Annotated in this window: 21 protein-coding genes and 2 pseudogenes; 15 read left to right on the forward strand and 8 right to left on the reverse strand. The window is 62.0% G+C overall.

Going from position 1 to position 20,673, the window contains the following annotated elements:
* Window positions 1-195 precede the first annotated feature (195 nt).
* The 4 genes from RHPLAN_RS14775 (at window position 196) to RHPLAN_RS14790 (ending at window position 3,481) form a co-directional block, all read left to right on the forward strand.
* A complete protein-coding gene (locus RHPLAN_RS14775) occupies window positions 196-1,206 on the forward strand; it encodes a Bug family tripartite tricarboxylate transporter substrate binding protein (RefSeq protein WP_068019249.1) in 1,011 nt (336 codons plus the stop codon).
* A gap of 3 nt (window positions 1,207-1,209) precedes the next feature.
* Entirely contained in the window at window positions 1,210-2,199 is a 990-nt protein-coding gene (locus RHPLAN_RS14780; protein ID WP_068019252.1) for a substrate-binding domain-containing protein, read from the forward strand.
* A gap of 119 nt (window positions 2,200-2,318) precedes the next feature.
* Entirely contained in the window at window positions 2,319-3,203 is an 885-nt protein-coding gene (locus tag RHPLAN_RS14785; protein ID WP_157100272.1) for an acyltransferase family protein, read from the forward strand.
* A complete protein-coding gene (locus RHPLAN_RS14790; RefSeq protein WP_068019258.1) occupies window positions 3,200-3,481 on the forward strand; it encodes a hypothetical protein in 282 nt (93 codons plus the stop codon). The genes RHPLAN_RS14785 and RHPLAN_RS14790 overlap by 4 nt, the downstream gene beginning before the upstream one ends.
* A gap of 431 nt (window positions 3,482-3,912) precedes the next feature.
* On the opposite strand, the gene RHPLAN_RS14795 is transcribed toward RHPLAN_RS14790, so the two are convergent.
* On the reverse strand, window positions 3,913-4,128 hold the full coding sequence (locus RHPLAN_RS14795; RefSeq protein WP_068019261.1) for a hypothetical protein: 216 nt from the start codon (window positions 4,126-4,128) through the stop codon (window positions 3,913-3,915).
* A gap of 330 nt (window positions 4,129-4,458) precedes the next feature.
* On the opposite strand from RHPLAN_RS14795, the pseudogene RHPLAN_RS38395 reads away from it, so the two are divergent.
* From RHPLAN_RS38395 to RHPLAN_RS39370, 6 genes and pseudogenes are all read left to right on the forward strand, one after another.
* Window positions 4,459-4,548 (forward strand): annotated as a pseudogene (locus RHPLAN_RS38395) (Flp family type IVb pilin); the annotation flags it as partial.
* A gap of 29 nt (window positions 4,549-4,577) precedes the next feature.
* Window positions 4,578-5,555 carry a Bug family tripartite tricarboxylate transporter substrate binding protein gene (locus tag RHPLAN_RS14800; RefSeq protein WP_068019265.1) on the forward strand — a complete coding sequence of 326 codons (978 nt, stop codon included), beginning with the start codon at window positions 4,578-4,580 and terminating at the stop codon, window positions 5,553-5,555.
* Between the two features lie 177 nt (window positions 5,556-5,732).
* A complete protein-coding gene (locus tag RHPLAN_RS14805; RefSeq protein ID WP_068019268.1) occupies window positions 5,733-5,984 on the forward strand; it encodes a hypothetical protein in 252 nt (83 codons plus the stop codon).
* 136 nt (window positions 5,985-6,120) lie between these two features.
* Window positions 6,121-6,396 (forward strand): H-NS family nucleoid-associated regulatory protein, encoded by a 276-nt coding sequence (locus RHPLAN_RS14810; RefSeq protein ID WP_237180145.1) that lies wholly within the window; start codon window positions 6,121-6,123, stop codon window positions 6,394-6,396.
* A 386-nt stretch (window positions 6,397-6,782) separates the two neighbouring features.
* Window positions 6,783-6,947 (forward strand): hypothetical protein, encoded by a 165-nt coding sequence (locus tag RHPLAN_RS39365; protein WP_157100273.1) that lies wholly within the window; start codon window positions 6,783-6,785, stop codon window positions 6,945-6,947.
* 462 nt (window positions 6,948-7,409) lie between these two features.
* Window positions 7,410-7,568, forward strand: coding sequence for a hypothetical protein (locus RHPLAN_RS39370; RefSeq protein WP_157100274.1), 159 nt, complete (start codon window positions 7,410-7,412; stop codon window positions 7,566-7,568).
* A 588-nt stretch (window positions 7,569-8,156) separates the two neighbouring features.
* Here RHPLAN_RS39370 and RHPLAN_RS39375 read toward each other — a convergent pair.
* Entirely contained in the window at window positions 8,157-8,438 is a 282-nt protein-coding gene (locus RHPLAN_RS39375) for a hypothetical protein (RefSeq protein ID WP_157100275.1), read from the reverse strand.
* A 39-nt stretch (window positions 8,439-8,477) separates the two neighbouring features.
* Between RHPLAN_RS39375 and RHPLAN_RS14815 the strand changes: the two genes are divergently transcribed.
* Window positions 8,478-9,290 carry a hypothetical protein gene (locus RHPLAN_RS14815; protein WP_068019274.1) on the forward strand — a complete coding sequence of 271 codons (813 nt, stop codon included), beginning with the start codon at window positions 8,478-8,480 and terminating at the stop codon, window positions 9,288-9,290.
* 60 nt (window positions 9,291-9,350) lie between these two features.
* On the opposite strand, the gene RHPLAN_RS14820 is transcribed toward RHPLAN_RS14815, so the two are convergent.
* Entirely contained in the window at window positions 9,351-11,033 is a 1,683-nt protein-coding gene (locus RHPLAN_RS14820; protein ID WP_068019279.1) for a thiamine pyrophosphate-binding protein, read from the reverse strand.
* Between the two features lie 214 nt (window positions 11,034-11,247).
* Here RHPLAN_RS14820 and RHPLAN_RS14825 point away from each other — a divergent pair, with 214 nt between their 5' ends.
* On the forward strand, window positions 11,248-11,442 hold the full coding sequence (locus tag RHPLAN_RS14825) for a hypothetical protein (RefSeq protein WP_068019280.1): 195 nt from the start codon (window positions 11,248-11,250) through the stop codon (window positions 11,440-11,442).
* A gap of 121 nt (window positions 11,443-11,563) precedes the next feature.
* Entirely contained in the window at window positions 11,564-12,586 is a 1,023-nt protein-coding gene (locus tag RHPLAN_RS14830) for a patatin-like phospholipase family protein (protein WP_068019283.1), read from the forward strand.
* Here RHPLAN_RS14830 and RHPLAN_RS14835 read toward each other — a convergent pair.
* Window positions 12,567-13,844: pseudogene (locus RHPLAN_RS14835) on the reverse strand (ATP-binding protein); the annotation flags it as partial. The gene RHPLAN_RS14830 and the pseudogene RHPLAN_RS14835 overlap by 20 nt on opposite strands.
* A 436-nt stretch (window positions 13,845-14,280) precedes the next feature.
* The gene (locus RHPLAN_RS14840; RefSeq protein WP_068019289.1) at window positions 14,281-15,807 is read right to left on the reverse strand and encodes an ATPase domain-containing protein; all 1,527 of its coding nucleotides are present in this window, start codon (window positions 15,805-15,807) and stop codon (window positions 14,281-14,283) included.
* 231 nt (window positions 15,808-16,038) lie between these two features.
* Here RHPLAN_RS14840 and RHPLAN_RS14845 point away from each other — a divergent pair, with 231 nt between their 5' ends.
* Together RHPLAN_RS14845 and RHPLAN_RS14850 are read left to right on the forward strand one after the other, a co-directional pair.
* Window positions 16,039-16,350 carry an ACT domain-containing protein gene (locus tag RHPLAN_RS14845; RefSeq protein ID WP_068031216.1) on the forward strand — a complete coding sequence of 104 codons (312 nt, stop codon included), beginning with the start codon at window positions 16,039-16,041 and terminating at the stop codon, window positions 16,348-16,350.
* Window positions 16,351-16,360: 10 nt separating this feature from the next.
* Entirely contained in the window at window positions 16,361-17,731 is a 1,371-nt protein-coding gene (locus RHPLAN_RS14850) for a PFL family protein (RefSeq protein ID WP_068019292.1), read from the forward strand.
* Window positions 17,732-18,506: 775 nt separating this feature from the next.
* Here the strand turns inward: RHPLAN_RS14850 and RHPLAN_RS14855 are convergent.
* Genes RHPLAN_RS14855 through RHPLAN_RS14865 form a run of 3 tightly spaced genes read right to left on the reverse strand, consistent with a single transcriptional unit; the run spans window position 18,507 to window position 20,620 of the window.
* Entirely contained in the window at window positions 18,507-19,619 is a 1,113-nt protein-coding gene (locus RHPLAN_RS14855) for a Zn-dependent alcohol dehydrogenase (protein WP_068019295.1), read from the reverse strand.
* A 9-nt stretch (window positions 19,620-19,628) separates the two neighbouring features.
* Window positions 19,629-19,817 (reverse strand): hypothetical protein, encoded by a 189-nt coding sequence (locus tag RHPLAN_RS14860; RefSeq protein ID WP_068019298.1) that lies wholly within the window; start codon window positions 19,815-19,817, stop codon window positions 19,629-19,631.
* 32 nt (window positions 19,818-19,849) lie between these two features.
* Entirely contained in the window at window positions 19,850-20,620 is a 771-nt protein-coding gene (locus tag RHPLAN_RS14865; RefSeq protein WP_068019301.1) for a sterol desaturase family protein, read from the reverse strand.
* Between the last annotated feature and the right edge of the window lie 53 nt (window positions 20,621-20,673).

Raw genomic sequence — 20,673 nt, forward strand, 5'->3', positions numbered from 1 at the left:
CGAACGGTATCGTGACCCGCTCTTGTCGTATTTCGGATCGACCCGCGAGGTCAATGCGACGTTCCGGCAGCTGAAACTCATGAGCTGCCGTTGGGACTGCCATTCATTGACAAGTGAAACGTTTCCAATAAGCTCATTCGGATCAATTTGAACGAGGGCGGCTGCATGTCGATTTGCGGACTTCGCCGGTCCGTCATGGCGGTCGTCATAGCTGCCGCAGCGCTTGGTGTCGTGCGGCTGGCGCGCGCCGATGCAATCGAGGATTTCTATCGCGGACGTTCGATCAGCATCGTCATTGGTTACGGCGTCGGCGGCGGCTACGACACCTATGCGCGGCTTCTGGGCCGCCATCTCGGCAAACACATCCCCGGCAATCCATCCATGGTGCCGCAGAACATGCCCGGGGCCGGTGGGCTGAAGGCCACGCAATATCTCTATGGCGTCGCGCCGAAGGACGGCACCGCGATCGGCACCGTGGCGAGAGGTCAGCCGCTGACGCCGCTGCTCCTCGGCGATAAGAGTTTCGATCCGCTGCGGCTCACTTGGATCGGCAGCGTCACCGACGAGGCGAGCCTTTGCCTCTCCTGGGGCACGTCGCGCGTCAAAAACTGGCAAGATCTGCTGACCAAGGACGTGCTGTTCGGCGGCGAGGGGCAGGGCGCCGATCCGGACATGTTCGCGACGGCGCTGAATCGCATCTTCGGCACCAGGATCAAGATCATCACCGGCTATCATTCGACGCGCGAACTGACGCTCGGAATGGAGCGCGGCGAAATCGAAGGTGTGTGCGGCATCTCCGCGAGCACGCTGATCAGCCAGCAGCCCGAATGGGTGGCGCGCAAAACCGTCAATCTCCTGGTCCAGATGGCGGCCCGCAAGGATGAACGTTTCAGTTCAGTCCCCTTGATCGGCGACCTCGTCCAGAACGACGAGCAGCGTAAGGTGATCGGCCTGGTGATCGCGGGCCAGGCCATCGCACGGCCGTTCTTCGCGCCGCCGGATGTTCCGGAGGATCGCAAGACCGCGCTCCGTGCGGCATTCGACGCGACCATGAAGGACCCCGAGTTTCGCGCGGACGCGCAACGCAGCAATATGGATGTCAATCCGATGCCGGGTGCCGATATGGAGGCGTTTCTCAAAAATCTCTACGCGACGCCAAAGGATGTCGTGCAGAAGGCATCGGCCGCCATTCAGATCGGTAGATAGACCATGGGCAAGCTTCAACTCACCGTGGCGGTCAGCCGCTACGATCACGTGGCCGATGTGCTCAACGGCATCGTGGGCGTCGAAGGCATCGAACTGAATGTTCTCAATTTGCCCCTGCACGATATTTTCTACCGCGCCGTCCAGTTCAAGGAGTTCGACGTCGCGGAAATCTCCTTCGCCAAATACGTCTCCATGATTTCGCAGGGAGACGACGCGCTGATCGCGCTGCCGATCTTCCCGTCCCGTGTGCTTCGGCATTCTGCAAATTTTGTGCGCGCCGACGGCCCGGTGAAGACTCCCAAGGATCTGCAGGGGCGGCGCGTCGGCGTCCCCGAGTGGGCGCAAACCGCCGGCGTCTATGCGCGCGGGATGCTGATGGATGAGTACAAACTCGACCTGGCATCCATCGAATGGGTCCAGGCCGGGCAGGATCAGCCGGGCCGGCAGGAGAAGGTGCAGCTCAGGCTTCCGCCCGGGGTCTCGATCCGTGCGGTTTCAGACAAGTCGCTGGCCGACATGCTCATCGATGGCGAACTCGATGCCGCGTTGATGGCGCAGCCGCCGGTGCGCTATCTGCAAGGGCACCCCAATATCGCGCGGATGTTTCCGGACTGGCTTCAGGCCGAACAGCAATACGCCGCGCGCACCAAGATCGTGCCCATCATGCACACGATCGCGATGCGCCGGGCGATCGTCGAGGAGCATCCGTGGGCGGCCGCCAATCTGTTCAGGGCGTTCGACGAGGCTCGCCGACGCAGCGTCGAACGCACGATGTATGGGGGGATCACCTATTTCCCCATCCTGTGGGGCTTCGAGCATGCGCGGGCGACGCAGAACCTCTTCGACGGCGAATACTGGCCGTATGGCATTGAGCCCAATCGCCGGACGCTGGAAGCGTTTTTGCGCTATGCGCATGAACAGGGCGTCTGCCATCGCCTCTTGAAGCCCGAAGAATTGTTTCCGCAGCAGGTCTGGGGTTCGTATCGGGTGTAGTCAGGAAGTCCTCGCAATTTCGGAGGTCTTCCTACGCCCTGTCGTAAGTTGCTACCATGCGGGCCTTCTGAGCGGCGGGGAGCGGCACGAGGCTGTGCGCGTTTTTCGCGTAGGCGGGCGTGACGGCGTCGCAATACCACATGCAGGATTCCAGGCCATTCTTCTCACGCGTTGAATCGCTGCGCGGTGTCGGCGCGGTGATGGTTGCGACCTGGCATCTGTCCGGTTGGGCCGTCAACGGTGTCGCGCTGCTTCCGCATCAGCCTTGGTCCCTGGTCAGCCCGCTGCAGAATGCGGTCGGCCGATTGGAGCTTTGGATGTTGCCTGCGCACGCGGCCTTGATGATGTTCTTCGTCATCAGCGGCCTTGTGCTGCGTGTATCGCTCGAACACGGGCCGCAGCAGCCGTTGCCCGCGGCTCTTCGTTTTCTGACGGCGCGCGTCTTTCGAATCTATCCGATCGTCGTCGTCTCCATGCTGGTTGCCGGGCTTGCCCACGGCTGGCACATCCCGGCGGATCAATCGGGAGGGGGCAATCCTGTCACTCCGGCGACGTTGATCGCCAATCTCCTTCTCATCGACGTCTCGTTGAACAGCACGTTGTGGGCGATCCAGCTCGAGGTGCTGATGGCTCCGATCATTGTTCTGCTGTACTTCGTCGAGCGCCGGTTCGGCCCCTGGTCGCTCGCGGCGATCGCGCTTGCAACCAGCGTCCTATCGTTCTCCGGAGCTTGGGGGTGGAAGCCGTTTTGTCACAACATGTTCGCTTTCGTGCTCGGCATGCTGATTCCAACGCTCGGCCGCACATGGGTGCAAGGCTGGTCACCGCGAGCGGCGAACAAACTGCTGCTCGGCTGCGTGCTCGGAATGTTTATGACCGGTCCGGTGTTTGGCTTTTTTCACAGTTCGCGGCGTTCTTTGAAGGGTATCTGGCTTTTGTGCTGGTTGCGCTCGCGGCTTACCGGATCGATCTGGGCGCATTGCGCATCCTCGATGGCCGATTGATACGGCTCGTAGGACTGTCGTCGGGCAGCTACTACGTGCTGCATATGGCGCTGCTGGTTTGGATCGCGCCGTCGATCGCATTCTTTGTGGCGCCCGCTTGGAGCGAGCAGATGCCGGCCGTCGTGGGACCGGTGGTGCTGATCGTCGCTGCTGCCGTGCTAACGATTCCTTCGGCACTCGGATATTTTGCGATCGAGGCTCCTGGCATCGCGATTGGTCGCGGAGTTACTCGCAAAGCGAGTCTGCTGGCTGTGGCGCGAACGCAGGCGAAGGTCTGAAACCGATATGGAGGCGGCCTTCGTTGGACAGCAGCGGTTTCGCTGCTCTAGTGTTTGTTTCGCGCAACGCTCGCCGTCGTCCGTACCGCCGGAGATGGTGGAGGGTGCAGCGGTTCGTGATTTGCGGCCGTCTCTTCAGATGGCTGCTCGGAAGACTGGGCTGTCAATTTCAACCAGCACTCCGCCACCCGCATCCATCCATCTCTGAGCTTCGCAGAGCGGCAGCGCAGTGCCCATTGTCGAGCTTCAGCAGCTCTCTGCCGGCAGGCTTCTTCGTCCATCGTGTGGATTCCGAATCAGTGACTGGCTCAGCGAGCCTGAATCCAAAGCGGCCACAGGTCCATTAAAATCGGCGAGCCGGTCGCACAGGCCTGGCCGCGAGCGTTAATTCTCTCCGCTGCTTACGTGACGTCCGGGGATAGTCTGCATCGTCAGGGTGAGAAGATTCGCGCGACCGCGTTCTCTCCCGTTTCTTGCACCTCCAGCAGCACTCTGCGCAGCTTGACCGCAGCCTCGACGCCGCGCACGAGACGCCAGGTGTCTTCGTACTCTGGCGACATAAAGCTGTGCTGGCTGATCCGCGGATAGGCATTCGTCAGGTATCTGCGGGCCAGAGTGATAAAATCGTCGATCTCTTGTGAAGACATTTGCGTTCCGCGGTAGCGCTTCGTCGCGCGCTATAAAGCTCAGACTTCCAGGAAGTTATGCAAGGAACCGGAGTCGTAGTTAAGATCGAGGCAGGTATCTTCGCAATGCAACCGGAACAGATAACAGACGAGTCGCCGCCATCGTTTGCTGCACCATCGCCCCATGTCACGCGTTGCTGCAAGACATGGTGGCATCCCGGCGCGATTTCGATTCGTGATAATTTAATCTAAGGCTTAATCAGTCCGTATGGCGTAAGTTGTACAACACCTCTGCGTGCAATTACGCACACGCAAATGTCGGGAATTGCCTGACCGAAAAAGAGGGAACGCATGTCAACAGCGCTCAGTCGTTTCGTCGCTGATGAATCCGGGGCGACCGCCATCGAATACGGACTTATCGCTGCAGGCGTTTCGGTCGCGACCGAACGCGCGTCGACAAGGAGGGCTTTGTGACACTTGCTCGCCGTCAATTTCTGCACCTGGCCGCCGCCGCCACGGCTTTTCCCCTCAGCGCCGGCAGCGCTGCCGCGGAAAGCTATCCCACGCGTCCCGTTCGGATCATCGTGCCGGTGGCTGCGGGTGGCGCCACCGACATTCTGGGACGCCTGCTGGCGCAGTGGCTCACTGAACGGATGGGGCAACCCTACGTGGTCGAGAACCGCCCCGGCGCCGGAGGCAATGTCGGGACCGAGGCTGTGGTGCGCGCCGCGCCCGATGGCTACACGCTGCTGTTGATCCAGGCCGGCAACCTCATCAACACCTCGCTTTATCAGAAGCTCAACTTCAATTTTCCGCGCGACATCACGACGGTCATTGCGATCAGCCGTCCGTCGTTCCTGATGGCCGTGCATCCTTCGGTGCCGGCGCGAACCGTTCCCGAGTTCATTACCTACGCGAAAGCCAATCCAGGAAAGATCAACATGGCTTCGGCGGGCGTCGGCACCGGCAATCATGTGGCCGGCGAGATGTTCAAGATGCTCACCGGCGTGCAGATGGTGCACGTGCCATATCGCGGCGCCGGGCCCGCGTTCGTCGATCTGGTGTCCGGGCAGATGCAGATGATGTTCGGCAGCATGCCGTCGATGATCCAGTATGTGCGGCAGGGAACGCTGCGGCCGCTGGCGGTCACCACGCGCGTGCGCTCCGATGTGCTGCCGGACGTGCCGACCATCGGCGAGACGGTGCCGGGTTACGAGGCGAGTGATTTCTATGGGCTGGGAGCGCCGGCAGGAACGCCGCCCGAGATCATTGCGAGACTCAACGAAGAGACCAACAAATGGCTCAACGATCCCGCCGCGAAGGCGCGGCTCGCGGACCTGGGAGGCATGGCGGCCGGCGGCAGCCCGGCCGACGCCGCGAGGCTCGTGGTCGAAGAAACCGAAAAGTGGGCCAAAGTCGTCGAATTTGCCGGCGCCAAGGCGGATTAGCCGGCCGCCGAACGGCAGCAAGGACTCGAGTTGACGGCAATCAAAGCGATGGCCGGTCGCTTCGCCTCCCATGTACTGCCGGTGGCGGCTGCAGCATTTGTCAGCGAGCGACTCGTCGAGTACTGCTTCGTGAGCGAGTCGGATTGATGCGCGGCACCGCGCTAATGGGAGGTTCGCATGGGTTTCTTGAAGAGAAGGGTCTCCGCTTCGGTATGGGAACTGCTTCTTGTCCTCGTTGTCGCCGTCATTTTCGCGACGGTTTACCGCGTCTATTTTAGCCGGGCTGTCACGCTCACTCAGGTCTGCGAAAGATTCAAAGACATGCAGAATGGGGAGGCCGCAGACATGTTCAGCAGAATGGGCGACACCAGCGACTCGCTCAACGACATCAACCGGCTGTGCGAGCTGCGCCGGCCGATGAGGCAATAGGCGATCTGCGCTTTCAAAGGCTTAACTTGCTTTCAACCAGCCATGTGTTCACAACCTCCCGCAATCAGGAGGGCACATGGCCAAGAAAGCTAAACACGTCCGCAAAACGAAAAGCACCTCATACGCGTCGATGACAATGGACGCGCTGTTCAAGCTTCGGGACGAGATCGCCGGTGCGCTCGAGAGCAGGGCGGCGGATCTTCGCAAGCAGCTCGAGCGTCTGACCGGAGAGAAGCCCCGAAGTGGCAAGGCCGGTCGTCCATCCAAGACGGCCGGTCGAAAGGTCGCCCCTCAATTTCGCAGCAAGCAAGATCCGTCCGTGGTGTGGTCGGGCCGCGGTGCGACACCGAGGTGGATGAAAGAAGAGATGAAGGGCACCAAGCTCACCAAGGAAAGCTTCCGCATCAAATAAAACCCCGCCGTGGCGGGGTCTGAGTGGGCCGAAGCTATTGTTGCTGTGCATCGACCCATATCAGATTCGTCGACATGAAAGGCCCCGCCTCGCAGCGGGGCCTTTTTTCCGAGCAGGCTGTCGGGGGGAGGGGGCGCCTGCTCGTGCTCTACCAATTCGCCGGAGGTAAAAGCGTTCCATGTGATGCCGGTCACATCGAGAAGCCCGCGACTCTCCTAGAGAAAGGACGTCGACCGCATCCCCCGCCTTCCCCCACGCGGTTGGCAAAACCCGCCCAGGATTCCATCTTGGGCGGGTTTAATTTTGCCCCGTGAGGCGCAGGGGGCGCACTGCCTCGAGCCAACCGGGGCATCGATCAATTGCAAACGATGAAATGGGATTAGCGAATGGATCAGGAAGAACCTCCGGATCGTCGCAACGCGGTGCTGGGCCTGTTGGCCGTCGTGATCATATTTGCGATCTCGTGGTGGGTGGCCCGCGAACTCTATCTTTCCGGAAAATTACAAGACTGCATGATGTCGGGGCGCTCGAACTGCGCAGAAATCAAGTGAGGGGCGGCGGCGCAGAAATCGGCCGCGAATTGCACCACGAGATCTGTTGAATGACGTCGGCACGGACATCCGCGCCACGAAGGCGGAGGGCGGACCGGGCGGGACGCTTCTGCATTCACAACCCGTAACGACGGTGCCTTCACGGGCCGCGCGGCGGGGCCATCAAAGTGGAGAACGTCGTTTCCCTCATTGTTCCAAGCGATGGATGGACGTTCTACGAAGTCTGAGAGAAAAGCGATGGGCGCGGTGAGACCCGGCTGTTAAATTCGATATCGAGCCAACGACCCGGTCGGCTCGCTTGCTGGAGCCCCACCGATCGCTTTCCCTCGGTGGGGCTCTTCGCGTTTCCGGCCGAAGCGCTGAGCCGCCGCAAACGGCATTGTGCAGTGCTTTCGGCAAGGCTGAGTTGCCGAACCGAAAAACAACTTATGCGTTAATTGGTGGGACGATGGGAGGTTCTCGATGACCACCGTTAAACAGCCGGACGACCGCCGGCTTGTGCTCGGTCTTTTGGGTATCGTCCTTGTTGTCGTGGCTCTGTTTGTTTTGATGGCGGTGACGGCCCAGGTTCTGAGCCCCGGAGACAGTTTTCCAATCACCGCCCAACTGAATCCGCTTTAGGGTGAGCGGTCGGGGTGGGGTTATTTGCCCGGCTGACGGCAAACCGTCTCGGCCCAGTCGTGTGCGAGTCAAACGATTTTGACCGCATGACCCTCCAAACCATCCCTAACTGAAAATTTTATCGAAATTCGTCGAACGCGCTCTTCTCGGCCACGAGCAGTTGGGCAGAGGAGACGCACATGAAAACGTCCGTTGATTGCGCTGCACTCATTACAGCAACCGCCATAAACGCCCCGGCCTACCAGTTTATCGTCAAATGGACGACCAAAAGGCCACAAGCGCCAAGATCCCGCAGGAGATGCCCATGTCGCTTATTGCAAAAACATGTCGGCATCCGGTACACGCACGGTTCCACTGTGTACCAAGGCGTGCTGAATTCGGGGGGTGACGCGCGCTTGCTCAAGGGGTGCCGGACGAATTCAACTGAACTGCGGTGTCATGATACGCCCTGTCGGGCCATTTCGGGAGCGATAGTGGCTTCAGAAAATATCCCGCAAGGACGTTCTGTTGCGCCGTTGCCCGATGCCCCTCACATACAGATCGCGCAAATTCTGAATGTTGCTGCTTTGCAATCGGTAACTGCTAAGGTCAGGTAAAACCTGACATCAAATGGACAGAGAGCCTGACGGTATGTATGCGTTTGATAGGCAGGCGCGGTTTTAAGCCGATGACCTGGAATACCATTTGCGTCGAGCGGTAACACAGATGCTGCGTGAGTTCCTCCGTCGGGCTATTTGTTTTGACACGACAATCAAGTCGCAGCGCCGGATGCAGCGTGACATAAGCGCTCTCGTTAGTGCCACCGCCGACGGCAGCATCAGCGTGAAGTGCGACAATCGCACCAAACGAATTCCGATATTTCGGAAACATCAACCGGCACCCTTTATTGCCCCTTCGGGAGAGTCGTGGATGGCGGGTGCCGTTTACGATGCCCGTCCGATTTATTTTCAAGGCCGGCGTTTGTTCTATTTCTGCGGGCAGCCCGTCTATCGAAGCGACATGCTTTTGGTCGTGGGCCTTGCTGAGATGACCGGCGACCGGCTCAACATCCATCCCAATCCCGTCATCGTTCCGGACATCGAGAAGTTCGGTATGGATATTCCCGCCTTCACCGTTGTTGGAGACGAAATCATCGGGATCTATTTCGATGCACATGGCCCGGAAGCCAGCAGGCGCGGGGTGGACACCGACGTTGTCGTCGTGAAATCGAAAGATGCGGTATCTTTCACAAAACATGTGATCAAGACGCCATTCAGAGACAGTACCATGGATCGTATCGGTCTCCCTTGGCTGCTGAACGACGACGGTGCAATACGCGTGTACATGAGAGCGAAGGCAGGAGCGCGAAACTGCCTGATGGGCTCCATTCTGGACCTGAGCAATATCGCTCTGGCGCCCGCGAAGAAATTGGCCGAGTTTCCCCGCAATCCAATCAACGTTTCCGTCACCAAACGCTCGTGCGGATATCTGCTTTTCTACGGGGCGACGACTGGCGGAGGCTTCTACGTTGCCTCGTCTGACGACGGGCTGGCCTGGGACTTCAGCCAGGAGGTCATGCTGACGAGTCCCGACGGGGAATGGGGCTGGGACTATTACAAAGTGTGCGCCTCTCCTGACAATCTTCAGGATGACGACATCGGCATATGTTATCTCTCGAACAATTCGAAGCCTTGCGTGGGCTACGGAAGCTTCAGCGTCGCTGATTTGATGAAGCAGAAATGACGTTCGGGGCGGGCATTCGTCGAATGCGCCGCCGCCGGTCGATACTTTCGTTTCCCACGCTCACATGTTGCCGTGGCCGCGCTTGATGGTCTGGCGGATCACCGGGGCCGTGACCTGGTCGGAGATCTGGATGTTCCAGATTTCGCTTTCGCCCTGGGCCGAGAAGTCGGCGAACAGCTTCGGAATAGCCGATACATCGCGGATCTCGTGACCGCGCAGGCCGAAGCCCTGCGAGATTTTTTCGAGCGCAGGGCGGCCGAACAGAGCGAGGCTGTCGTCGAGGCCGTCGGCGCGCAGCTTGTGAAACTCCGAGCCATAGCCGCCGTCGTTCATCGCGCAGATCAGGATGCGATAGCCCTGGCGCTTGAGCGTCTCGAGCTCCTGGATGTGGAACAGGAGACCGCCGTCGCCTTCGAACAGCACGATCTTGCCGTTGCGGCCCTGCCGGCGCGCCGCCGCAACGCCGAGCGCGTACGAGAGCCCGTTGCCGACCGCGCCGAACTCGCGGATCGTCGTGTAGCGGTCCGCGGGCCGGCCCTTCATCTGGGTGTTGAAGTAGGCCTGATGGCCGCCGCCGACGACGACGTCCCAGTCCTTCGGTACGACCGCGTCGATCGCCTTGACCACCTCGCGCGGATCGAGCACGTCCGGCGCGATGTCGAACTTCATCGCATCCGCAGGCTCGGTCGCGATGCGATGCTCGAGCTCCTTGGTGCGGATCGTCGCCGCCGTCGGCTTGCCTGAGCCGAGCTTCTTGTCGAGGCCCGCGAGCAGCGCCTCGACGCCGACGCGCGAATCCGACTTGACGTAGATGTCGGCGGCCTTCTGCCCGTCGCGCAGACCGCGCGGCGCGTCGTCGATCTGGATCTTGAACGACTTGCCCCAGTAGTGCCCGACGCCGGTGTAGTACGAGAGACTGGTGCCGACCGCGACGATCAGGTCCGCGGATTCGAACATCTCCCGGCCGAGCGACGAGAAGTAGCTGCCGGCGATGCCGAGCCCGAACGGATGGTCATGGAACAGCCCGCGCGCCGGGAGCGTGTTCGCGAGCAATGCGCCGCTGCGATCGGCGAGCTTGATCACGGCGTCACGCGCGCCCGACCACAGCACGCCGCGGCCGCAGAAGATGATCGGCCGCTTCGCCGCGGCCAGCCGCTCGACGGCCTCGGCCACGACCTCGGGATCGGGATGCATCCGCCCGACCTTGGGATGGTACATCTCCGAGGTCTCGTAGGGCTGGTTCGCCATGTGCTCGACCTTTTGCAGGTCGTAGGGAACGCCCAGCACCACCGGCTGCCGTTCGGTCTTGGCGATGTGGAAGGCCTCGCGCACGTAGTCCATCATGCGCGGCAGGCTATGGGCTGCGATGTAGCGCGCCCCGGTCGCCGTCACCAACGGCGCCTGGTCGATGGCCTGGTTGTAGAACTTGGCGTTGATCGGCGATTCGCCCGCGAACACCACCATCGGCAGGCGGGCGCGAACCGCGGCCGGCAGCGCCGTCATCAACTGGGTCACGCCGGGGCCGCAGGTGACGGAGGCGACGGCGACCTTGCCGGTGGCGACATTGTAGGCCGTCGCCGCCGCAACGGTGACGTGCTCGTGCCTGACGTGAACGGTCTCCACGCCCGGCAGTTTCGAGAAGGCGGTGGACCAGTGCATATTGCCGTCGCCCATCAGGACGAACTGCGTGTCGACGCCCTCCGCAAGGAACGCGTCGGCGAGGGCTTCGTAGAGCTTTGGCATGGGGAGAGGACCCTTCGGTGGAGGCCCGCCGAGGGCAGCCTTGCCGCCGTTGCAACAGTCGGGATCCGGCACTTCCCGCTGGCGGCTGAAAAACCACGCTACATCAGGGCCGCGCGCAGGCGGAAGGGGGCATCGTCGTTTTCTTGGGCGGCCCGTCAGTCGTATTGTGGACGCAGTGGTAACGTCTCATTCCAGCGAAACAGGACGCAGAAACATGGCCAGTGACCTCCCGAGATACGAGCTCGACAACCGGATCGCGATCCTTCGCGACAATCTTCGCCAGCTGGTCGAGCAGGCCGCAGCGCTGTCCGGGGCGGCGAATGAGAGCCTTACGGCAGACCGGATTTCCCAGATGACCGAGGAGTTGAACAAGCTCGTCGCGGAGCGCGAGGCGCTCGACAAACGATGACTACGCGCGATCCCGGCAGCTTTCACCATAACGCCGCGATTGACTTGTAGCGCGGTCCTCCCGGCGTGAGGATCGCGCAGGCGAGGGTGGCGGCGACAACGAGACGAGAGCGCCATTGGCAATGCACGATGAGGCCCGCGGCCGCAACGGCGAGCGCGGCGCGAAAGCGACCACCGAAGCACCGGAGCGCAAATCGGAGCGCCCCACCATCGCGCTTGCGCTCGGCGGCGGCGGCGCCCGCGGCTTTGCGCATATCGGCGTGATCCGCTGTCTGCTCGCCCACGGCATCGAGCCCGACATCATCGTGGGCACGTCGATCGGTGCCGTCATCGGCGGCTGCTATGCCTCCGGCCGGCTCGATCTCATCGAGGAGTGGGCCCTCGGTCTGACGCGGCGCGGCATTCTCGGCTATCTCGACATCAGCCTGACGGGCGGCGGCCTGATCGGCGGCGGCAAGCTTGCGGCGCGGCTCGAAGAACAGTTCGGCGACACCGCCATCGAGTCGCTGCCGATCCGCTTCGCCACCATCGCCACCGAGGTCGGCACCGGCCACGAGATCTGGCTGACGCGCGGCCGCATGGTCGAGGCGGTCCGCGCCTCCTATGCGCTGCCCGGGATTTTTCCGCCGGTGTTTCTCGACGGCCGCTGGCTGGTCGATGGCGCGCTGGTCAATCCGGTGCCGGTGTCGGCGGCGCGCGTGTTCGGCGCGCGGCTTGTCATCGCGGTCAATCTCAACTCCGACGTCCTGGGCCGCGGCACCATCATGGCCGGCGAGAGCGCCAAGCCACAGCCCGAGCCGAATGATCCCGCGCCGGAGGCGAAGGGCTTGCTCTCGATGTTTGGTGTCGAGCGGGCCCTCAAGCGTCAGTTCTTCGGCGGCACCCCCCGCCCCAGCATTCCGACCGTGATGGTCGACGCCTTCAACATCATGCAGGACCGCATTGCGCGGGCGCGGCTCGCGGGCGATCCGCCGGACGTCATGATCAATCCACGCCTGGGCCACGTCGGCTGGTTCGATTTCCACCGCGCGCAGGAGGCCATCGATATCGGCACGCGGGTGGCCGAGCGCGCGATGGATGAGATCAACGAAGCGATCGCGGCGCTGGCGCCGCGGCCGGCGCCGATCACGCCGGCGGTGGAGTAGGCGCTGAGACGCTCGTCAACATATCCTGAACCTTCTGGGCCAGAAGGTCCATGTCGAAAGGTTTCGCAAGGATATGCATGCCCTTTTCGAGCTGTCCATTGCCCACCACGGCATTTTCAGCGTAGCCAGTGATAAAGAGTATCTTGAGATCGGGCCGCAAGGATCTGGCTGCGTCCGCCACTTGGCGTCCGTTCATTCCACCTGGTAACCCGACGTCGGTGACCAGCAGGTCGATCCGGGTGGACGACTGGAGCACTCGCAAACCGGACGGTCCGTCCCAGGCTTCCACCACCGAATATCCGGCATCCTCCAGCAGCTCCGCGGCGAGCATTCGAATGGTTGCTTCATCGTCGATCAATAACACCACTTTTCCTTCGCCGGCCGCCTCGATCGCCTTGCCAGTTTCGTCCGCACTATCGACCTCGGGTTCATCACGGCTCCGAGGGAGATAAAGGCACATCGTGGTGCCTTTTCCGACCTCAGTGTGAATGGAAATCTGACCGCCGGATTGCCTTGCAAATCCATAAATCATGGAAAGTCCAAGTCCGGTGCCTTCTCCCAACGGCTTGGTCGTGAAGAATGGCTCGAACACATGGGCCGCAATATCAGGGAGCATGCCGACTCCGGAGTCGGTAACACGCAACAAAACATAGTTGCCGGGCGCAAGATCGCGTTCGCGGGCTGCCGTGCCGTCGAGCGACGTGTTCTCGGTCTCGATGCTCAACCGGCCGCCGGCCGGCATCGCATCGCGCGCGTTGAGGCATAGATTCAGCAAAGCGTTTTCAAGCTGGTTTGGATCAACAAGCGTGTTCCAAAGGCCGGCCGCGCCCGCCACCTCCAGGTCGATGGAGGGGCCGACCGTGCGGCGAATGAGCTCTTCCATTTCGGCGACGAGCCGATTGACGTTCGTTACCTTCGGCTCAAGGGTCTGCCGACGCGAGAAGGCAAGCAGCCGATGGGTCAATACACCCGCGCGCTTCACCGCGGCTTGAGCGGCGCTGATGTAACGGTCCAAGCCCTGAGTCCTACCCTCCGACAGGCGCCTCTTCATCAAGTCCAGGCTTCCGCCGATGCCGGTCAGCATATTGTTGAAGTCGTGGGCTAGGCCGCCGGTGAGTTGACCGACGGCTTCCATTTTTTGCGATTGACGCAGTGAAGCTTCGAGGTTTTCGCGTTCCTCGATTTGACGCTTGAGTTCCACGTTAGCTTCTTGCCACTGGCGGGTCCGGGCAGCCACCAATCTTTCAAGCTCCCGCGCCGCCTGCTCGCGCGCCTCGAGGAGGGACCGAACCTCGTACTGACGGTGGCGGGCGCGCAGCGCGGCCTGAAGCGCGCTCGTCAAGGTGATCGGCTGGATGGGCCGTTCGAGCATGGAGATGTTCTGCAATTTCCCCGCAAGCCCTTGACGCCAAGCTTTGATGACTGGGTGATCCAGATGACTGGTGAGAATGACAAAAGGCAGGTCGGACCAGGCCGCTTGTTGTGCAACCCAGCTTTCAATCGCGGTGAGGTCGGCCTTGAACAAGGCTTCTTCGGCTACGAGGACTGCTCCGGCGCCCGATTTCAGCCCCACCGCCAATCTAGCAAGATCGTCACAGGCTTCGGCGGCCAGACCTCCTTTGCGCAGCAGGTCGACCGACGCCGAAGCGTCGCGGCCGATCGGAGCAAGGACGAGCACCCGAAACTCGGTGCTTTCAACCGCGGTCATTTTCTTCGTCAGTGACTAAGCGCCCGCTCAAAAGCGGTCCGCTGTCGCCGGTGTAACGAGGCGTGCCGGAGAATACGCCGCTGAATCCTGTGAGCGGCGGACCGACTTCGATGCCGTTCGGCGTCAGCTGAAATTCCCGAATAGTGTGCTCGTGGCGGCCGCTGCGCTTCTTGACGACGGAAAGAGCCCGCCGCACGTGTCCCCCGTACTCGAAATAGCGCAACATCACGACCGCGTCGCTCAGATAGCTGATGTCGAGCGGAGTATCCATCGGACCGACCAGGCCGTGTTGAGCCAGCACCAGAATGCAGAGCACGCCCTGCTGTCCGATGTAGCTCAGCAATTCGTGCATTTGAAGGATCAGGAACCGGCCGTCGGGCATGGCATTCAGATAGCCGTTCAGGCTGTCGATCACGATGATCTTGGCACAGTCGGACTCGATGCTGCTCCGCACATTGGCGGCGAATTCACCAGGCGACATTTCAGCTGGATCGATCTGCTGAAATCGAAGACATCCAGATTGCAGCGCGGGCTCCAGCCGAAGGCCGAGCGTGCGGGCCCTAGCCTCGAGCGTGCCGCGGCCCTCGTCAAAAGCGAAATATACGACATGCTCGCCGCGTTCTGCCCCGGCGATCGCATAGGTGAGAGCCAGCGACGACTTGCCGACGCCAGCAGACCCGATCACCAGGGCGTTCGTACCCCGCTCGAGACCGCCGCCCAGGAGCTTATCCAATTCGAGGTTTCCGCTCGGCGTGAAGTCTCCGGTAAACGGCGTGTGGTGTTCAGCCGCGATAAGACGCGGGTAGATCTCCAGGCCGCCTTGTTTGATGGAGAAATCATGGAAGCCACCGCGGAACTCGATGCCTCGCATCTTGATGATGCTCAGCCGCCGACGTTGGGCGCCGTAGTCGATGGCAAGCTGCTCGAGCAGGACGACCCCATGCGCGATCGAATGAAGCTGCAGGTCGGTATCCCTCGACGTAAGGTCATCTAGCAACACGACGGTGCATCGCCGCTTGATGAAGAAGTGCTTGAGCGCCAGCACTTGCCGCCGATAGCGGATTGGATTTTGAGCAAGCAAGCGAAGCTCTGACAGACTGTCGAGCACGATGCGCGTGGGGCCAAGTTGCTCGATCTTGTCGAATATCAGTTTGATGGTTTCGCTGAGCTCTATTTCCGCCGGGTGAAGAACCGTCAGCTCTCGATCAGGGTCGAGCGTCGTTTCTGGCGGGATGAGCTCGAAGATATCGATGCCGGCCAAGGACCAGCCATGTCGCTGCGCGACGAGCCGAAGCTCGGCTTCGGATTCGGACAGCGCAATGTAAAGCACCGGTTGGTTCTGGCGCGCGCCTTCGAGCAGAAACTGCATTGCCAGGGTCGTTTTGCCCGTCCCTGGCCGCCCCTCGTACAAATACATTCGGTCCGGGTCCAAGCCTCCGCACAGAATGTTGTCGAGGCCGGGATTGCCGCTGGAGATTCGCGAGCCGTCTGAGACTACCGTGGACGTATTCATCCTTTCCCCCAGCTTACAACCGTGCCGAGGGTACGCGGCCCAGCACAGCGCTAGCACATTTCCGAAACCCCCTCCGAAACTTGGGGCAGCAACCATTGCGCCGCGATTTTGGTTCCATTCGATTGGCGCGGTTACAGGCGCGGCCAGCTCTTCCCGATTGCGATCGTGCATTTTGCACCGCACCCACCGATCGCTTATGGTCCAGCCGATTCAGTCGGCAGGAGCATTCACGTGGCCAACACGACAAAAACCGAGAGCGCCGGGTCCCTCTCGGGGCGCGCGATCGTCACCATCATCGGTTCGGACCGGGTCGGCATCATCGCGGGCATCTCCGGCGCGATCGCGGAGGCCAACGTCAACATCCTGGACATCAGCCAGTCGGTGATCCGTGAGTTCTTCACCATGATCATGATGGTCGACATCGGCGGTGCGACCATGACGTTCGAGGAGCTGAGCCAGCGCCTCGCGCGCAAGGGCGAGGAGCTCGGCGTGCGCGTCGAGATCCAGCGCGAAGAGATATTCAAGGCGATGCATCGGGTCTAGGGAAAGCGCGATGCGACACTTGAGCTTTTCCGGCGAGGAGATCATCGAGACCATCCGGATGGTCCGCACCGAGCAGCTCGACATCCGCACCATCACGGTCGGCATCAGCCTGTTCGATTGCGTGAGCGACGACACCGACGCGCTGTGCCGCAACGTCCATGGCAAAATCACCCGCATCGCCCGCGACCTGCGCAAGGTCTCGGGCGAGCTCGCCGGCGAGTTCGGCATTCCGATCGTCAACAACCGCATCGCCGTGACGCCGATTTCGCTGATCGCCGGCAAGGCGAACCACGACGGCCTCCTCAAGCTCGCGATGACGCTCGATCGCGCGGCGAGCGAGCTCAAGGTCGATTTCATCGGCGGGTTTTCCGCTCATGTCGAGAAGGGCATGACCGGCATCGATACCGCCCTGATCGCGGCACTGCCGCGCGCGCTCGCCACGACCGAGCGGGTGTGCGCCTCGGTGAATGTCGGCACGACGCGCGCGGGCCTCAACATGGATGCGATCGCCGAGATGGGCCGCATCGTGAAGGCCGCCGCGGCCGAGACCGCGACGCGCGACTCGATCGGCTGTGCCAAGCTCGTGGTGTTCTGCAATGCGGTCGAGGACAATCCGTTCATGGCCGGCGCATTTCACGGCGCGAGCGAGGCCGATTGCGTGGTCAATGTCGGCGTCAGCGGGCCGGGCGTGGTGCTGCGTGCGCTCAAAGCGGCCGGCGAGGCTGACTTCGGCGAGCTGACCGAAATCATCCGGCGCACCGCGTTCAAGATCACGCGCGCTGGCGAACTGGTCGGCCGCGCGGCGGCCGACCGGCTCGGCATTCCGTTCGGCATCGTCGATCTGTCGCTGGCACCGACGCCCGCGGAGGGCGACAGCGTCGCGCGTATTCTGGAGGAGATCGGCCTTGAACGCGTCGGCACCCACGGCTCGACCGCAGCGCTCGCGCTGCTCAACGATGCCGTGAAGAAGGGCGGCGCGATGGCGTCGAGCTATGTAGGTGGGCTCTCGGGCGCGTTCATTCCGCTGTCGGAAGACCGCGGCATGATCGAAGCGGCGGAGATGGGCGCCATCACCATCGACAAGCTCGAGGCGATGACGTCCGTGTGCTCGGTGGGCCTCGATATGATCGCGATCCCTGGCGACACGCCGGCCGAGACGATTTCGGCGATCATCGCCGACGAGGCCGCGATCGGCATGATCAACAAGAAGACCACGGCGGTGCGGCTCATTCCCGCGGTCGGCAAGAAGGTCGGCGACAGCGTCGACTTCGGCGGATTGCTCGGCCGCGCGCCGGTGATCCCGGTGAACCCGCATGCGTCGACGCGCTTCATCAAGCGCGGCGGGCGTATTCCGGCACCGCTGCAGGCGTTGATCAATTGAGCGGAGCGTGACACCCGCGGCGTTGAACGCCGGTATTGGAGCACTCCGAAAGCCCCTCCATTCGCGCTGAGAAAAGCATTGCAGCAGCGTGTTAATGCGCGCGGGCTGAACCTCGGAGCGGTCGAACCCGACCGATCAGGGAGTACCGAACAGTGGTGCTCGAATTTCGAGGAGAACACGATGTTGCATCTTTCCTCACGCATGAAGCTGCCGACACGCCTGAGCGGTTTCACTGCGGTCGTCCTCATTGGCGCGGTTGTGCTGCCGACGTCGGCGTCCGCCGTTCACGTAGCAAGCGCGAATACTGTAAAGGCCGTATGCAAACGAACTTACTGCTGGTCGGAAACGACCACTGACGGCAGCATAACGTATGGATGCGGCGTCCAGATCGGCCCCGGAGGCGCTGGTCCCGCCGGCGATAATTGTTTTGTTTGCGATAATAAGAAGGGAAAATGCTACAGTGGTCGAAGGTCTGTCGTCGAAGGGAAACGCAAAGTGATGGGCCCATTCTCGACAAATGCTCATCTGCGACCGGCCAGGTGATCTGCCAGGTGATCTGCCAGGTGACCGGTGGCGGCTTGCGCGGCGGCAGCATCCCGCACCGCCGCAGGCGCTGATCAACTGACACCACCGCTGTCATTCCGAGGCCGGCCGAAGGCCGGAACCCGGAATCCAGACACGAGAGTGGAGTGTGCAACTGGATTCCGTGTTCGCTCGCTTACGCTCGCGCCCCGGAATGACAGCGGAATACGTTGCTGCGGTCTGGCACCGTCGCTCAATCGAATTGCACGACCGTGCGGATCGCCTTGCCGGCGCGCAAATCGGCAAAGCCCTCGTTGATCGCGGCAAGCCCGATGCGTTTCGTGATCAGTTCATCCAGCATCAGCCGGCCGTCGAGATAGGCCTGAGCCAGCATCGGAAAATCGCGGGCCGGCCGCGCGCCGCCGTAGCTCGAGCGGCGGATGCGCTTCTCCTGCATCAGCGCGCCCCAACGGAACGACACGTCGTTGTCCACGTCAATCTTGCCGAGCCAGACGATCTCGCCGCCGGGACGGACGGCTTCGACGGTGGTGCGGAACGCCGCCGCGTTGCCGGCCGCCTCCAGCACCACATCGACGCCGCGGCCGCCGGTTTCCTCCTTGCCGATCGCTGCGACGTCCTCAGTCCGGGCGTTGACGCCGCGCGTGGCGCCCATCGTCTGCGCCAGCCTGAGCTTCGCATCGTCGACATCGACCGCGATGATCTTCGCGGCGCCGGCCAGCCGCGCGCCTTGCACCGCTGCGAGGCCCACCGCGCCGCAGCCGATCACCATGACGGCGTCGGCATGTCCGATGCTCGCGATGTTGAGAGCGGCGCCCGCGCCGGTCATCACCCCGCAGCCGATCAGGCAGGCGCGGTCGAAGGGGAGGTCCTTGCTGACGACGATGGCCTGCTGTTCGGGCACGATGCAGTATTCGCCGAACGCGCCGAGAAACATCAGGTGCTTGAGCTCCGCGCCGCCGCGGAGCTTGGCCTTGCTCAGGCCGTCGAACTGCACCGCCTGCGGACCCTTGCCGAGATACTCCTCGCACAGGATGGGAAGATGGCGGTCGCAGTAGAAGCAGTGGCCGCAATGCGGATTCCACGACAGGATGACGTGGTCGCCCTTCCTGGCCTTGCGCACGCCTGGGCCGACCTCCTCGATCACGCCGGCCGCCTCATGGCCGAGCACGATCGGCATCGGATAGCGCAACGAGCCGTCGATCACTTCGAGGTCGGTGTGGCAAAGCCCCGCGGCGCGCACGCGCACCAGCACGTCGGAGGGCCCAAGCGCCGCGGCGCTCACGGTTTCGATCGCGAGCGGCGTGCGCGCCTGGTGCAGGACGGCGGCTTTGTAGTCGAGGCTCATCTGGCGGCGCTATTTCTTGAGGTCGCCCTTCTTCACGCCGGCTTCGGGGAAGATCCACATGGCGATCACCATGAACACGGCGGTCCCCATGACAAAGGTCGCGTATTCCGGGCGGACCGGCGAGCCGCTCCAATAGGCGAGACCCGCGGCGACGATTATAGCCACGATGGAGACGGCGGTTTTGACATCGTTGGGCATGGCTGCACCCCGAGATACCCTTGAAAAAGCGATCAGTGAGTGCCGACCGGCACGGCGGCCGCTTCGTCCGGCTGTCTCGGCTTGCCGCGCAGATTGCGCTTGAGGAAGCGCGTGTCGTAGCCGTTCAGCAGGTGGCCGATCAGGCCGCGGTCGAGGTCGGAGGTGCCGAACAGCCAGTCGGCGATCGGGAAGGTGAGGTTCATGTTCACCTCCATCATCAGCCGTCCGTTGTGGTGCGCTGTGTGATGCCGGCGCAGCGTGTTGACGAACGGGCAGTGGCGCACGAACGAGTTCTCGTCGACGTGGCAGCAGAAGTGCATGAACTCGTAGATCAGATACATGCCGGTGGTCACGGACATGAAAAGCCAGCCGACATTGGGCGACAGGATGAGGCCGAGGATCACCGCCGCCGGCAGCGACATCAGGATGAACACGACCAGCGCGTAGGGCGGGAACACCGTGACGCGCCAGTCCTTGTGGTCGCGGAAACGCATCTCCTCGTCGGTGAAGAACTGATGATGGTTCAGCGTGTGCCGCTCATACACGGCGCGCAGGCCCTTGATGTTCACCGGACGGTGCATGACGTACTTATGCACGGCCCATTCGAACAGGTTGGTGAACAGGAACGTGGCCGGCACGGTGAGCCATTCGACCAGGCTCACGTCATGGATGTGGTGGAGGTAGATATAGAAGGCCGCGGCGCCCATCGCGTAGATCAGGACGATGTGGAAGTAGCCGTCGTACCATCCGATGATCCGCGACCGGTACTCCTGGCGGAAATCGATCTGCCGCTGACTGATCATGGCCGTCTCCTCCGCAGCCTTGCCACCTGATATATCACAAGTCTATCACAGTG

Source organism: Rhodoplanes sp. Z2-YC6860 (genome assembly GCF_001579845.1).
In the GTDB taxonomy this organism is placed as follows: domain Bacteria; phylum Pseudomonadota; class Alphaproteobacteria; order Rhizobiales; family Xanthobacteraceae; genus Z2-YC6860.

Coding starts and splice junctions, on each gene's coding strand:
- RHPLAN_RS14775 (WP_068019249.1), top strand. CDS start 196: ATGGCGGTCGTCATAGCTGCCGCAGCGCTTGGTGTCGTGCGGCTGGCG.
- RHPLAN_RS14780 (WP_068019252.1), top strand. CDS start 1,210: ATGGGCAAGCTTCAACTCACCGTGGCGGTCAGCCGCTACGATCACGTG.
- RHPLAN_RS14795 (WP_068019261.1), bottom strand. CDS start 4,128: ATGTCTTCACAAGAGATCGACGATTTTATCACTCTGGCCCGCAGATAC.
- RHPLAN_RS14805 (WP_068019268.1), top strand. CDS start 5,733: ATGGGTTTCTTGAAGAGAAGGGTCTCCGCTTCGGTATGGGAACTGCTT.
- RHPLAN_RS14810 (WP_237180145.1), top strand. CDS start 6,121: ATGGACGCGCTGTTCAAGCTTCGGGACGAGATCGCCGGTGCGCTCGAG.
- RHPLAN_RS39365 (WP_157100273.1), top strand. CDS start 6,783: ATGGATCAGGAAGAACCTCCGGATCGTCGCAACGCGGTGCTGGGCCTG.
- RHPLAN_RS39370 (WP_157100274.1), top strand. CDS start 7,410: ATGACCACCGTTAAACAGCCGGACGACCGCCGGCTTGTGCTCGGTCTT.
- RHPLAN_RS39375 (WP_157100275.1), bottom strand. CDS start 8,438: ATGTTTCCGAAATATCGGAATTCGTTTGGTGCGATTGTCGCACTTCAC.
- RHPLAN_RS14815 (WP_068019274.1), top strand. CDS start 8,478: ATGGCGGGTGCCGTTTACGATGCCCGTCCGATTTATTTTCAAGGCCGG.
- RHPLAN_RS14820 (WP_068019279.1), bottom strand. CDS start 11,033: ATGCCAAAGCTCTACGAAGCCCTCGCCGACGCGTTCCTTGCGGAGGGC.
- RHPLAN_RS14825 (WP_068019280.1), top strand. CDS start 11,248: ATGGCCAGTGACCTCCCGAGATACGAGCTCGACAACCGGATCGCGATC.
- RHPLAN_RS14830 (WP_068019283.1), top strand. CDS start 11,564: ATGCACGATGAGGCCCGCGGCCGCAACGGCGAGCGCGGCGCGAAAGCG.
- RHPLAN_RS14840 (WP_068019289.1), bottom strand. CDS start 15,807: ATGAATACGTCCACGGTAGTCTCAGACGGCTCGCGAATCTCCAGCGGC.
- RHPLAN_RS14850 (WP_068019292.1), top strand. CDS start 16,361: ATGCGACACTTGAGCTTTTCCGGCGAGGAGATCATCGAGACCATCCGG.
- RHPLAN_RS14855 (WP_068019295.1), bottom strand. CDS start 19,619: ATGAGCCTCGACTACAAAGCCGCCGTCCTGCACCAGGCGCGCACGCCG.
- RHPLAN_RS14860 (WP_068019298.1), bottom strand. CDS start 19,817: ATGCCCAACGATGTCAAAACCGCCGTCTCCATCGTGGCTATAATCGTC.
- RHPLAN_RS14865 (WP_068019301.1), bottom strand. CDS start 20,620: ATGATCAGTCAGCGGCAGATCGATTTCCGCCAGGAGTACCGGTCGCGG.